11 protein-coding genes are annotated in these 13,876 nt (G+C 34.9%); all 11 read left to right on the top strand.

The genetic code is table 11. The features are described 5' to 3' along the window. Positions 1-3 precede the first annotated feature (3 nt). The 11 genes from pyk (at position 4) to A4F88_RS05650 (ending at position 13,714) form a co-directional block, all read left to right on the top strand. Positions 4-1,437, top strand: a complete 1,434-nt coding sequence (pyk, locus tag A4F88_RS05700) for a pyruvate kinase (RefSeq protein WP_068841593.1) — start codon at positions 4-6, stop codon at positions 1,435-1,437. Positions 1,438-1,874: 437 nt separating this feature from the next. Next, positions 1,875-3,551 carry an arylsulfatase gene (locus A4F88_RS05695; RefSeq protein WP_068841592.1) on the top strand — a complete coding sequence of 559 codons (1,677 nt, stop codon included), beginning with the start codon at positions 1,875-1,877 and terminating at the stop codon, positions 3,549-3,551. A 60-nt stretch (positions 3,552-3,611) separates the two neighbouring features. Continuing rightward, positions 3,612-4,628: an HAD family hydrolase gene (locus tag A4F88_RS05690; protein ID WP_068841591.1), complete on the top strand. Its 1,017-nt coding sequence runs from the start codon at positions 3,612-3,614 to the stop codon at positions 4,626-4,628. 103 nt (positions 4,629-4,731) lie between these two features. After that, entirely contained in the window at positions 4,732-5,559 is an 828-nt protein-coding gene (locus tag A4F88_RS05685; RefSeq protein ID WP_068841590.1) for a hypothetical protein, read from the top strand. 38 nt (positions 5,560-5,597) lie between these two features. Next, entirely contained in the window at positions 5,598-6,377 is a 780-nt protein-coding gene (locus A4F88_RS05680) for a DUF2490 domain-containing protein (protein WP_162268785.1), read from the top strand. 12 nt (positions 6,378-6,389) lie between these two features. Further along, the gene (locus A4F88_RS05675; protein ID WP_068841588.1) at positions 6,390-7,790 is read left to right on the top strand and encodes a DUF2252 domain-containing protein; all 1,401 of its coding nucleotides are present in this window, start codon (positions 6,390-6,392) and stop codon (positions 7,788-7,790) included. 213 nt (positions 7,791-8,003) lie between these two features. After that, positions 8,004-8,585: a DUF4136 domain-containing protein gene (locus A4F88_RS05670; protein ID WP_068841587.1), complete on the top strand. Its 582-nt coding sequence runs from the start codon at positions 8,004-8,006 to the stop codon at positions 8,583-8,585. Positions 8,586-8,911: 326 nt separating this feature from the next. Continuing rightward, the gene (locus A4F88_RS05665; RefSeq protein ID WP_245179048.1) at positions 8,912-9,901 is read left to right on the top strand and encodes a helix-turn-helix domain-containing protein; all 990 of its coding nucleotides are present in this window, start codon (positions 8,912-8,914) and stop codon (positions 9,899-9,901) included. Positions 9,902-9,953: 52 nt separating this feature from the next. Then, a complete protein-coding gene (locus tag A4F88_RS05660) occupies positions 9,954-10,925 on the top strand; it encodes a SphA family protein (RefSeq protein ID WP_068841585.1) in 972 nt (323 codons plus the stop codon). Positions 10,926-11,029: 104 nt separating this feature from the next. Next, entirely contained in the window at positions 11,030-12,184 is a 1,155-nt protein-coding gene (locus A4F88_RS05655) for a BamA/TamA family outer membrane protein (protein WP_068841584.1), read from the top strand. A 333-nt stretch (positions 12,185-12,517) separates the two neighbouring features. Beyond that, complete coding sequence (locus tag A4F88_RS05650) at positions 12,518-13,714, top strand: C1 family peptidase (protein ID WP_068841583.1); 1,197 nt, start codon at positions 12,518-12,520, stop codon at positions 13,712-13,714. Positions 13,715-13,876: the final 162 nt, after the last annotated feature.

Raw genomic sequence — 13,876 nt, 5'->3', positions numbered from 1 at the left:
AAAATGTTAACAAACAAGAAAACCAAAATTGTTGCTACACTTGGGCCCGCATGTAGTACGAGAGAGATTATCAAGGATATGATCGAAGCAGGGGTTAATGTGTTTAGAATCAATTTTTCGCATGCAGATTACGAAGGAGTAAAAGACAAAATTAATATTATTAGAGGACTTAACGAAGAGTTTGGTTACACTACAGCAATTCTTGGAGATTTGCAGGGACCAAAACTTAGAGTTGGTGTAATGGAAGAAGGAACTGTTGTACATGATGGTGATGAAATCACTTTTACAACGGCAGAAGATATTGTAGGAAATGCGCAAAAAGCATTTATGAAATATCAAAATTTCCCAAATGATGTAAATGTTGGAGAGCGTATTTTGCTTGATGATGGTAAACTTATTTTTGAAATTGTTTCTACAGATAAAAAGACAGAAGTTGTTGCTAAAGTAATTCAGGGAGGAGAGTTAAAATCTAAAAAAGGAGTTAATCTTCCAAACACAAAAATTTCTTTACCGGCTTTAACTGAAAAAGATATTGCAGATGCCATTTTTGCTATTGAGCAAAAAGTGGACTGGATTGCACTTTCATTCGTAAAAACTCCTCGCGATTTACAAGATTTACAAGAATTAATCGCGAAGCATTCAGAATATAAAATTCCAATTATTGCTAAAATTGAAATGCCGGAAGCTCTTGAGAACATGGATAAAATTGTGGCATATTGTGATGGTTTAATGGTGGCACGTGGAGATTTAGGAGTTGAACTTCCTGCTCATGAAGTACCATTAGTACAAAAAGACTTAATTCGCAGAGCAAAAACGGCTAGAATTCCTGTTATCGTTGCTACACAAATGATGGAAACAATGATTACAAGTTTAACGCCAACAAGAGCTGAAGTAAACGACGTTGCCAACTCAGTAATGGACGGTGCAGATGCTGTAATGTTATCGGGAGAAACTGCAACAGGAAATTACCCGGTACAGGTTATTCAAAGAATGACACAAATTTGTGAAGCAGTAGAGGATTCTCCGCTAATTCAGGTTCCACAAAATACACCGCAAATTAAAACAAAACGTTTTGTAACTAAAACAGTTTGTCACCAGGCAGCTTTATTGGCTAACGAAATCAAAGCTAAAGCTATTTGTACTTTAACAAACAGCGGATATACAGCTTTCCAGATTTCGGCATGGAGACCATCATCAGCACATATTTTAGTATTTACTTCAAACAGAAGAATTTTAACTCAGTTGAATTTATTGTGGGGAGTTAAATCATTCTTCTATGATAATGAAGAAAGTACAGATGATACTGTTACAGATGTAAATCAAATTGCAGTTGAAAAAGGATATGCAGTAAAAGGAGATTATTTAATCAACCTTGCAGCAATGCCAATTAAAGATAAAGGAATGGTAAATACCATGAGAGTTTCTGAAATAGAATAGTTCTCTGTAAAAAGAACACAATTTTTAAAAAAGCATCCAATTTATTGGATGTTTTTTTTTGCTATATACTTAAAAAAAATGAAGTTTTGATGTTCGATTTATCAAAATTAGAATCTTTTAATCATAAAAAAATAGTGTTGCAAATTGTGATTTGAAACATTTTGTAGCAAAATAAAACCCTTTTTATGTTGCAAGTTATAATTTGCAACAATGTAAAGCCTTGTAAATTAGGTGTTTTGGTTTTTTATTATCTAATTTTGAGGCACTTAATAAAAAGTTAAAAAAATACGGTTGCAAATTACCCCACTACCAATTAATAAAATAGTATAAGAGATTGCTTTTGTATAGGTTGTTTTCTACCCTAATCAAGTAGAAAATTATAATTCGATTTTTAAACTATCCCACATATAAATCAATTATTAACAAATCTTATTACCATGAAACAAAGTAAACTTAGAAATGCCATAATGCTTGTTGCATTAGTATGCTTCACAGTTGTTCAGGTGAAGGCTCAAAATGATAAAAAGCCCAATATTCTTATAATTTGGGGAGATGATATTGGTATAAGCAATATCAGTGCATACAGCAGCGGACTTATGGGATACACAACTCCTAATATTGACCGAATTGCGAATGAAGGAGAGCGTTTTTTACAATATTACGGAGAGCAAAGCTGTACAGCAGGACGTGCCGCTTTTTTAACTGGTCAACACGGTCTTAGAACAGGTCTGACTAAAGTAGGATATCCTGGAGCCCCAATGGGTATGAGCCAGCTGGATCCTTCTATTGGTGGAATCATGAAAAACCTGGGCTATGCAACAGGACAGTTTGGGAAAAATCATGTTGGGGACCGTAATGAAAATCTGCCAACAGTAAATGGCTTTGATGAATTCTTTGGTAATCTCTATCATTTAAATGCCGAAGAAGAACCAGAATTGCCTGATTACCCTAAAGATCCTTCTTATTTAGCAAAGTTTGGACCAAGAGGAGTATTAAAATGTACCGCAACAAATGTTGATGATGCTACCGTTGATCCTCGTTTTGGAAAAGTTGGAAAACAAAAAATAGAAGATACCGGAGCTCTTACTAAAAAGAGAATGGAAACAGTTGATGATGAAACTTCAGCAGCGGCAATAGACTTTATAAAAAGACAAGTTGCTGCCGGAAAACCATTTTTTGTATGGTGGAATGGTACTCGTATGCACTTACGCACCCACGTAAGAGCAGAACACAGAGGTAAATATACTCATGGAGACAGTGAATATATAGACGGTATGATCGAACATGATATTACAGTTGGAACATTATTAAAAGCACTTGATGATTTAGGAATTGCAAATAATACAATTGTAATGTATTCTTCAGACAATGGTCCGCATATGAATACCTGGCCAGATGGAGCAATGACACCTTTCCGTTCAGAAAAAAACACCAACTGGGAAGGAGCATTTAGAGTTCCTTGTTTAGTAAGATGGCCTGGAGTTATAAAACCTAATACCATTTCAAATGAGATGATGAGTCATAATGACTGGATGCCAACTTTGGCTTCAATAGCAGGAGAGCCAGACTTGGTAAAAAAATTACTTACAGGCTATACAGCTAATGGAAAAAATTACAAAGTGCATTTGGATGGTTTTGATCAATCAGCATTATTACGCGGAACAGGAAAAAGTGCCAGAGATAAATTCTTTTATTCAGATGATGATGGCTTGTTGGTAGGAATGCGTCAGGGTGATTATAAATATGTATATGCAGAGCAGCGCCTGGCAGGTACGATGGGAGTTTGGGCAGAACCTTTTACCAAGTTAAGGTTGCAAAAAATATATAATTTGTATCAGGATCCTTATGAAAGAGCAGATATTACCTCTAATACGTATTGGGATTGGATTATGAACCATGTTTTCTTAGCTTACGGAAATATTGCAGAAGTAGTAACATTTGCTGAAACATTCAAACAATATCCTCCTCGTTCAATTCCGCCAAGTTTTTCACCATACACTATTATGGATGAAGTTCTTCGAGATATTAAGGCACAAAAATATGTAGAGAAAAATGTTTTGCCAAAAATGAAAGAAGAAGTCGAAGCAGATAAAAAATCAGGTAAGAAAAAGTAATTAACTGTAAAAGGAACAGGGCGTTAAAGTCCTGTTTCCTTTCACATAATATTTTTTATTATGCAAAAAAAAATAGTATTACCAGTACTTCTGATTTTATTATTCATTTCATACAAGATACAATCAGAAAACAATGCAGTTGCTGATTTAAAAAATAATTCAGCAGTTACAATCAGTAATGATCCGCTACCAAGCTGGAATGAAGGGACATTAAAAGATGATATCATTTCATATGTAAAAAAAGTTACTACAGAAGGAACTTCGGATTTTATTCCCGTTGAAGCCAGAATTGCCACTTTTGATAATGATGGAACACTCTGGGCAGAAAAACCATATGTACAGGAATTATTTGCTTTTTACAGAGTAAAAAAAATGGTAGAGGCCAATCCGGCTTTAGCTCAAAAGCAGCCTTTTAAAGCTGTAGTTGAAAAAGACAAAACATTTTTCGAAAAAGGGGGAGATAAGGCACTTATGGAATTAGTTGCCGCAACTCACACTGGTATGAGCGAAGATGAGTTTGAAGCTTCGGCTAAAGATTTTTTTACAGGAGCTAAATATCCCGGCAAAAATGTTCCGCTAAAACAAATCAGATATCAGCCACAACTCGAATTATTGAATTACTTACGTGAAAACGGATTCAAAACGTTTATTGTAACAGGAGGAACTGTAGAGTTGATTCGCGCTATTTCGGCTGATTTTTATGGTATTCCAAAAGATCAGGTGGTAGGAACTTCTTTCAAATATACTTTTGATGATGCTTCAAACAGTATCAAAAGACAGCCTGCTTTGGATCATTTTAATGATAAAGAAGGAAAACCAGTAGGCATTCAGCTGCATATAGGTCAAAGACCTGTTTTTGCCTGTGGAAACGAAGGAGGTGCAGGCGATCTCGCTATGTTAAAATATTCTCAGGGTAGTCAATATCCATCATTTCAATTGCTGGTGAACCATAACGATCCTGTCAGAGAGTACAGCTATCAGGAAAAAGATAATTTATCCCTGAATACAGCTGCTAAAAATAAGTATCATGTAATCAGCATGAAAGACGATTGGAAAAAGATCTTTCCGGATAAATAATTTGATTTTTATCAGAATTAAAATAAGCCAGCTTTTATAAACGGAAGTCTGTTTTGTTTTAATTTTTAAAACATGATTGCGAAATCTTTAAAAGTATACGATTATGAAATCAACAATACGATGTAGCATCAAATTATTTTTTAGTGTAATTTTTTTTCTTTTCAGTTTTTCAGTTTTGGCTCAGGAAGAGAAGGAAAAAGCAGGAACAAGTGCTCAGGAATTGGCAGATAAACTGGCAAATCCCGTAGCAAGTCTCATTAGCGTGCCCTTGCAAAACAATCTTAGTTATGGCATAGGACCTTACAATGGCTCAAAATATACAATCAATGTACAACCCGTAATTCCGTTTAAATTAAGCGATAATCTAAATTTAATTACACGTTATATACTTCCGGTTGTAGATCAAAGAGATATTACAGGAGAGAACACTCATCAGTTTGGTTTAAGTGATGCTACGGTAACCGCCTTTTTTGCGCCCAAAACCAAGGGACTTATTTTAGGATTCGGACCAGCATTTTTAGTGCCAACCGCTACAGATAAACTTTTAGGAACAGAAAAATTTGGAATTGGACCAAGTCTCTTGGTTATGCATCAGGGAAAAGGATTATCAGTTGGTTTTATAGCCAATCAAATCTGGTCTGTTGCGGGAAATGAAGACCGTGCCGATTTTAATCAGTTCTATACCCAAATCTTTCTTACACACAGTTACAAAAGTGGGGCAAGTTTAGGAATAAGTTCAGAGATTACCCAAAATTGGGAAGGCAATACAACACAAATTACCCTTAGTCCCAATATAGGAGCTGTTACAAAATTAGGCAGTCAGGTAGTTCAGTTTGCAGTAATGCCCTTAATACCAATTGTAGGGCCTCATGAAATCAGACCTGATTGGGGATTAAGAGCAGTAGTAGCATTTGTTTTTCCGGGGTCATAGACATGTTTTCTATAGTTAAAAACCAACAAGATTGTGCAATGAATAGAACCAATATTTCTAAAATCCTGTTTGTTTTAATTGTACTAAATCTGCTGGTAAGTGTTCAGGCAAATGCACAAAAAATGGTGCAGAATGTTGCAGCCTGGGTAGGATACGAAATGTATTTGCCTTTTAAAGAAGAGGGAAGATGGGGTTTGTTATTAGAAGGATATTCAAAAGGAAATGATTTTATATCAGAACTTCAGGGATCTTTTTACAGGGCAGGTGCCAATTATTATCTTAAAAACGGAAACCGGTTGGGAGCAGGAGTTGCTTATCAGTGGGATTTGCCATATGACGAACTCTCATTACCTTACAACAATCCGGATTACAGGATTTATGAGCAGTTTATATGGCGTATTGCTAAAAAAGAAGGTAACGAAGTCTGGTCACAACGTTTTAGAATGGAACAACGCTGGCTAGGCCGAAAAAATGAACCTTACAGCGAAGGCAATCATTTTGATTATTATAAGTTCGAAAACACATTGCGTTATCAGGTTCGCTATCAATTATGGTTTAAAGAACGATGGGCTGCAGTTGTTTATGATGAAATTCACATCAGAACTAATGCTGCCAGCGGAAACGAAAACTATCTGGATCAAAACAGATTCTATTTAGGTACAGCTTACAGTCTCGATAAACGCAGAGAAATTAGACTGGAACTGGGATATATGAATCAGATATTCTGGAAATCACCTGATACAGAAAGTGGACTTAGCCGGATGAACCATACGTTTCGAATTACACTTACAACAGATTTACCTTTTAAAAGGAAATAAAAACAGGTAGTTATGACTGAGGAATTCAAAGAAGCAAACGAAGATAGATTCGATCCCGCAGTATCAAAAGCAAAGCGTTTTGATGCAGGCGTCGCAATTCGGGAAATCACACCTCGTTCAATGCATCAGGAATGGAATCCTAAAGAAGATCGTGAAGATCCGGTCGAAATTTTAATTAAGACCAGCATTGGAAGAATTGAAAGTTTGCTTCCTATTCGGTATAGAAGAATGATGGAATCACCATTTGCTTTTTTTAGAGGATCTGCGGCAATTATGGCAGCTGATTTGGCGCAAACACCAAATACAGGAATTGATCTTCAGCTTTGCGGAGATTGTCATTTAATGAATTTTGGAGGGTTTGCAACACCGGAACGTCAATTAGTTTTTGATATTAATGATTTTGATGAAACATTTCCCGGTCCGTGGGAATGGGATTTAAAAAGACTTGTCGCAAGTTTTGTTATTGCCGGAAGATGGAGAAAATTTACAGACAAAACCTGTAAAGAATTTGCCTGGAATGCGGCTGATAGTTATAAAAGACATATGTTGGAATACAGTCAGTTATCGGCACTTCAAATTTGGTATGCTCAAATAGATCTGGCAGAACTTATTGAAAGAGGTGAGGATGAAGAAATAAAATCATTTCAGCAAAAACGAATAAAAAAAGCAGCTGAATATACGGCACATGAAAAAGAATTTGCCAAAATGACTTATCTCGAAGGTTCCCGTGCCCGCATAAAAGATGATCCGCCTTTAATTTATCATCCAACAGGAGAAGAAGGAAAACAAATTTTGAAAAAAGCAGAAATTGTACATAAACGTTATCTGGAAACATTGTCTGATGAAAAAAAAGTATTGTTAAGCAGGTATACATTACATGATCTGGCTATAAAAGTAGTGGGAGTAGGAAGTGTAGGAACACTTTGTGGGATTAGTTTATTGATGTCGGCAACAGGCGAGCCTATTTTTTTACAGTTTAAAGAAGCACGAAAAAGTGTTCTGGAAGAAAATGTAAAAGCAAAAGGGAAATACACACATCAGGGAGAAAGAATTGTTATGGGACAAAAACTAATGCAATCTGCTTCGGACATGTTTTTAGGATGGACCAACGACGACAATAACAGGTTTTTTTATATTCGACAGCTTCGTGATGCCAAAGTAAAACCTGTGCTTGAAATCATGAAAGCTAAAAATATGAATGATTATGCAAAAGCCTGCGGATGGGCACTCGCAAGAGCACACGCCCGTACAGGAGATCCTTCAGTAATATCAGGATATATCGGAAAGAGTAATGAATTTGCAAATGCCATTTCGAAATTTTCAATTGCCTACGCCAATCAAAATGAATTAGATTATAACAAAATGTTAGAAGCGATAAAAGAGGGCAGATTACCAATATCTGCAGAAGTATAAACTCTTAAGAATACATACGTAAGAATTTTACGATTTTTTATATGTTAATTAAATAAAATCGTTTATCTTTGAGAGAAGTTAAGGTGTTGTTATATAGTGCTTTGTGTTGTATTTGTAACTATTTAGCCTCATTTTACTGTTCATCCCAGATTTAAGCAAGATTTAATAATTTCAAGTTCGAGCTCATTTAATCATTAATTTAAATACCACAAGATGAATATTAAAAAAACAAATCTTCGCGTTATCCCAATGTTGTTTTTGGGTTTAATTTACAGCTGTTCCCCAACTGTAAAAGTTACTACTGATTATGACCACGCTGCTAATTTTAATGAATTTAAAACTTTTGCAGTTTATGATTTAAAAGCTCAGGAAGGTCAGATAAATCAATTGAATGTTGATCGTATTACAAAGGCAATTCGTGCCGAAATGATAAGCAAAGGATTTACCGAAACTATGGCAAATCCTGATTTAAAAGTTAATGCAGTAACCATTTTAAAAAATAAGAGACAAGTTACCGCCAATACTGATTTCTACGGTTACGGAGGAATGTACCGTCCGTACGGATATTGGGGCGGTGGTGCCATGATGGGCAATGCCAATACCACGTTTAATAGTTATGATTATGTAGATGGCTCCTTAGTAATTGATATTGTTTCTACAAAAAGTCAAAAACTAGTATGGCAGGGAATTGGTAATGCCGAAATAGATAGTAAACCGGATAATCCAGAAGAATTTATAACTAATTCGATCAAAAAAATAATGGCAGGTTTTCCTCCCGGTTTAGCCAAAAAATAATTTATACCTATTGTGATAAAACAGTTATGCTTACCTGCTAAAAGGTAAGTATAACTTGTTACATGTTATCGAAACTTTCTCCTTAAAGAAAGAGGACAGACGAAAAAATCAATTAAAGATTAAAAATTATGACTGAGATAGTACTTTCACTTTTCTTTTTTATTGCAACTTTGGTTGGCTTTGCGACGTCATTCATAGTTCTTTTTTCAAAGAGAAAATATTCTAAAAGCTTCTTTTTAGGACTATTTCTGTTTAGTCTCGCTGTAGTTAGCGTATATAATTTTTATTTATCAGCAAATGATTTTAAGGATTTTCCAGACCTGTTCATGATTACGAAATCATTTATTTTCTTGGTGGCTCCTTGTGCATTTCTATATGTTCAGAGCATCTTATTTTCTGACAGAACATTTAAAAAATACGATTGGCTGCATTTTTTACCTTTTCTCATATACTTTAGTTTAACCATTTTTGTCTGGATTGGTAATTATACGCATCTTAAGATTGTTAGTTATGTTTCGTCTAAAATAAGCAATCCTTTTTCGATGCTAAGTCTTACGGTTTGGCTGTGCTATGCTTTTTGCCAAACCATGATGATTTTAAATTATGACCTGAAAAAAATGAGAGAAGATCATTTTAGCAGAAAAAAAATATTAAGCTGGATTAAAGTTTATAATTTGATGATACTGTTTTTGTTTTCGACACTCTTTGTACATTATTTTTTAATGACCAGAGTTAGTAAAATCGATTTTTCATGTTACATCTTAATATCATCCGTTTTAATTTTTACGGTAAGCTGGCTGTATTTTAAACCTCAAATTTTTTATGATTCAAAAGAGAGTTTAGATTATTCTAACGAGGAAACAATGCTGATAGGAGTAAGAGAAAACAAAATTACATTTCCGCTGGTAAAAGAGTTAACAACCGAAAAAAAAGAACTATATCTCAAAGAATTAGAGAATATTTTTTTAGTAAAAAAACTCTTTTTAAAGAAAGATCTGGTTATTCGTGATATTGCTGATGAAACCGGAATATCAGTTAATCATATTTCAAATTTAATCAATTCAGAATTTAATCTTCATTTTCAGGATTATGTCAACCTAAAGCGGATCGAACATTTTAAAGAAAAAATAAACGATCCGGAATGGAAAGATTTATCATTAGAAGGCATGGCCTGGGGATCAGGTTTTAAATCAAGAACAACCTGTTTTAGAGCCTTCATAAAACATACCGGAAAATCACCATCTGAATATTTTAAAGTAATCAGAATAGATCCGGAGAAAACCAATACCTATTATTTAAAACAAACTTCAAACTAAAAATTTGATAAGGAATAGTTGCGAAGTTTCAGTAATTTTTAAAACATCCGCTATGAAAACCAAATATAATAGACAAACCCAAATCATAAAATTAGCTTTTTTAAATATATTTTTACTGACATGTTTCTTTGGCCATGCACAACTTAAAGGAGGACATATTCTTGGTGCAATGGGACTGCAATCCGGAACCCAGACTCCTGAAAATACCTTAAGTGTATATGTGCCCGGATATTTTTATACCGCTTCTTCTTTGCGAAATGCTGATGGTGATAAATCTATTGCAAATCCGGACATTAATATGACTATTACAGGAGCCGGAGCATCTTATGTAAGCGATTTTAAAATACTGGGAGCCAACTACGGCGCCAGTATCTTGCTGGCTTTTGCAGCCAATACCATTCAGGGAAATAGTGTAGATACACATAACTCCTTAGCTTTTACAGATATGTATGTTCAGCCGTTACAATTGGGCTGGCACAATAAAAGAGCCGATTTTGTTTTTAGTTACCAATTGTATTTGCCTACCGGAAAATTTACTGCTGGAGCTTCAGATAATAGTGGTTTAGGAATGTTTATGAACGAGTTTTCTGCCGGAACAACTTTGTTTTTTAATGATAAAAAAACAATTCATTTTTCTGCTCTGGCCTCTTATGAGATAAACGGAAAAAAGAAAGATACCGATATAAAAACCGGAGATATTTTAAGTATTGAAGGAGGTTTAGGAAAAACATTTTATATGATGAATGCTGAAAAAACAGCTCCAAAAGGAATATTGAATGCAGGATTAATCTACTACATGCAATATAAGCTTACCAACGACAAAATTCCATTACCCGTAATTGGAGTTGTCGAAGGACAGAAAGACCGCATTGGCGGAATTGGGGCTGAGGTAAATTACTTTCATATTGGCTGTACTACTTCTGCCGGACTACGCTGGGTGGCTGAGGTTGGAGCAATAAACAGATTTCAGGGAAATACTTTCTTTTTGACTCTGGCACATGTATTTAGCCTAAAGAAAAAATAATTAAAAAGACAATTTCACCGATTGTCTTTTTTTAATTTTTGCTAATACTGGAATAGAATAAAATTCTAAGGTTGCCTGAGTGCTAATAAATACCAGATGCCAATATGAAAATCATAAACCTTTTTCGAAAAATAGTTTTAGGCTCTTTTCTTCTTTTATCCTGTACAACAATGAGCCAAAAGCAGCATATTACTGTAAAAGATTCACTAGACGGAGCTTTTGATTTAAGTAACTATATTATTTATGCACATGGTTTTCTCGTAGTTCCAACTGTAATAACAGAGCCGGCTTTAGGCGGAATTGGAGGTGCAATTGTACCGGTATTTCTTAAAAAAAGACCGCCGGTTATGGATGAAGACGGTAAAAAACGATTTATAAATCCCGATATCACAGGAGGGATAGGAATGTATACCGGAAATAAAAGCTGGATGGCCGGTGCTTTTAGATCAGCAACTTTAGTCAAATCAAAAATATTATATCGTGTTATGGCAGGCTATGGCGATATGAACCTGTCGTTTTATGATAATAATTTACCTAACCATAGTGATGAAGAGTTTAAGCTCAACTTTAAATCAACAGTTTTGTACACACAATGGTTAAAACAGTTTAAAAATGCCAAATGGAGTGTCGGCCCCCAATATCTTTTTCTAAATTCTAAAATAAATTTACCAGATGTAAATCTTCCGCCGCCTTTTGTAGAACCCAAAGACATTAAAAGTACCATAAGTCAGTTAGGAGCCGCGATTCAGTTTGATGGTCGCGATAATATTTTTACACCTGATAAAGGAATAAGATTGCAATCCGATTTCTTTTGGTCAGATAAAGCTATAGGCAGTGACTACAATGCGTGGCGTGTTAATCTATCAGCCATTGGTTTTTATCCGCTTACAAAAAAATTAATTGGAGGCTTACGACTCGAAGGAGAGCAGGCATTTGGAAGTCCACCTTTTTATCTTTTACCCGGAATAAATTTACGAGGAATTCCGGCCGCAAGATATCAGGGAAAAACAAGTATTGTAACCGAAGCCGAGCTTCGATGGGATTTTTACAGAAGATGGAGTATTATGGGATATGGCGGTCTTGCCAGTGCATTTAACGACTGGGACAATGCTTTTGCAAAACCCGTGGTATACAGTTACGGAACCGGTTTTAGATATTTACTCGCACGTAAATTCAAACTTCGAATGGGTGTCGATGTGGCAAGAGGTCCCGAAGACTGGGCTTATTATATTGTGTTTGGAAGCAACTGGCTGAGATAAACACAAAGCATAATTTATTTTTTCTAACACAGAATTTTCTTGTCCGAAACTGAAAATGTTTTGAGTCTTTTCAGGATATTTCTTTTTTTCGGGTTCGTACATTTTAAAGCTTATAGTGCGAATTACAAAAACTAAAAATACTACTATTTGGAAATAATAATTAAAATAGTCCCATTTGAAGCGATTTTGCGTAATTTGTAGGGTTTTAATGCTTAATAAAAAGATTGTATAAATATTAACGGAAAAATAATAGTTTTTTTACCTAAAATTTAATTGTTTTGTAACAAAAAGTAAATTACAGCTACTAATTTATCAAAACATTAAATATAAATTATGAATACATTTTCATTCAAATCAGTACTTGCGGCTTCGGTATTTTTTGTTGGAGCGACTGGCTGTTTTGCACAAGACATTTTAGTGAACTCACTAAAAATGAATGCAAGCGAAAAAAGCAAAGAGAACTTCAAATTTACAGAAGTAATTAATTTAGGAACAACATCAGTAAAAGCTCAAGGTTCGTCTGGAACTTGCTGGAGTTACTCAACAAACTCTTTTCTAGAGTCAGAAATGATTCGTTTAGGCAAACAGCCGGTTGAATTATCTCAAATTTATTCTGCAAGAAATGTGTATGTTGAAAAAGGAATTAACTACGTTCGTATGCACGGTGCAATTACGCTTGGAGACGGAGGTGCATTGCATGATGTAATTAACATGTACAAAAAATACGGAACTGTGCCTAGAGAAGTTTACACGGGATTAAACTACGGAACAGATAAAAATAAATTTGGCGAAATGGCTGCTCTTATCGAAGGCGTTTTGACAGCTGTTGTTAAAAACCCAAACGGAGAATTAACACCAAACTGGCAAAAAGCGTATGCTGCCGTTATTGATTCTTATTTAGGAAAAGTGCCGGAAAACTTTACTTACAAAGGAAAAAACTATACACCACAAACTTTTGCTAAAGAAGTAGTAGGTATTAATCCTGATGAGTATGTAGAAATGTCATCTTTTACAACTTCTCCATATTATCAAAAAACAACCATGATGGTACCGGACAACTGGTCATTGGATCAGGTTTACAATGTAAAAGTAAATGACATGACAGATGTAATCGACAATGCGTTGAAAAAAGGATACACAGTAGCATGGGCAACAGACGTAAGTGAAAAAAGCTTTAGCTGGAAAAATGGTGTAGCATATGTACCAACAAAGAAATTTGAAGATATGACTGCCGAAGAAAAAGCAGATATGTTTAACGGACCAAAAGCTGAACCTGAAATTACACCAGAAATGCGCCAGACAGCGTTTGATAACTACACTACAACAGACGATCACGGAATGCACATTATCGGTCTTGCAAAAGATCAAACCGGAAAAGAATATTACATCGTAAAAAATTCATGGGGAGAAACAAACGATTACAAAGGTTTCTTGTTTGTAACTAAAAACTTTGTGAAATATAAAACGACTGCTTTATTGGTAAACAAAGGAGGAATCCCAAGTGATATTGCTAAGAAGCTAGGAGTTTAATTTTATTTTAAACTTTCATACAAAATAGCGCTGCAAGAAATTGCAGCGCTATTTTTTTTGTTTTTCTAATATAAGTTTAAATCAGGTATAAGTACTTGGCTTTAAATGTGTTTAGTATGTCTAAATTCGTGATTCTTAAGTAAATAACGGCGTTCTCCGAAA

The sequence above is a fragment of the Flavobacterium chilense genome, assembly GCF_001602525.1.
GTDB lineage: Bacteria > Bacteroidota > Bacteroidia > Flavobacteriales > Flavobacteriaceae > Flavobacterium > Flavobacterium chilense.
This window is presented reverse-complemented; position numbering and strand designations above follow the sequence as displayed.